This window comes from Pandoraea horticolens (assembly GCF_902459555.1).
In the GTDB taxonomy this organism is placed as follows: Bacteria; Pseudomonadota; Gammaproteobacteria; order Burkholderiales; family Burkholderiaceae; genus Pandoraea; species Pandoraea horticolens.
Genome location: NZ_CABPSM010000066.1, coordinates 1 through 575 on the forward strand (window position 1 = coordinate 1; position 575 = coordinate 575).

Annotated in this window: 1 protein-coding gene; it reads right to left on the reverse strand. The window is 67.3% G+C overall.

Translation table 11 applies throughout. From position 1 onward, the window contains the following. The coding region (locus PHO31112_RS27045; RefSeq protein ID WP_217427085.1) for an electron transfer flavoprotein subunit alpha/FixB family protein at positions 1 to 575 on the reverse strand (575 nt) is incomplete at both ends.

The following is a 575-nucleotide window of genomic DNA, read 5'->3' on the forward strand; positions in this document are numbered from 1 at the left end:
GCACCCAGCTTGTCCGCCAACGGCTCGAGCACCTTCGTGTAGTTCTCGCCGCTGCCCAGGCCCCGGCCACCCGAGACAATGATCTTCGCGCTCGTCAGCTCCGGGCGGTCCAGCTTCGTCACCTCACGCCCCACGAACTGCGACACGCCCGCGTCCGGCGTTGCCGCCACGCTCTCCACCGCCGCGCTGCCGCCCGTGGCCGCTGCCGGGTCAAAGCCCGTCGAGCGCACCGTGATCACCTTCACCTTGTCCGCGCTTTGCACCGTGGCAATCGCGTTACCTGCGTAGATCGGGCGCTCGAACGTATCCGCGCTGTCGACCTTCGTGATCTCCGAAATCTGCGCTACGTCCAGCAGCGCTGCCACGCGCGGGGCAATGTTCTTGCCATACGCCGTTGCCGTCGCCAGGATGTGCGAATAGTTGCCCGCTATCGACACCACCTCGTCGGCGATGTTCTCGGCCAGCCCGTCGCCGAAGTACGGCGCATCGGCCAGCAGTACCTTCTTCACGCCCGCGATCTGCGCGGCCGCGTCGGCCGCTGCCTTGGCGTTGCTGCCCGCAACCAGCACATGCAC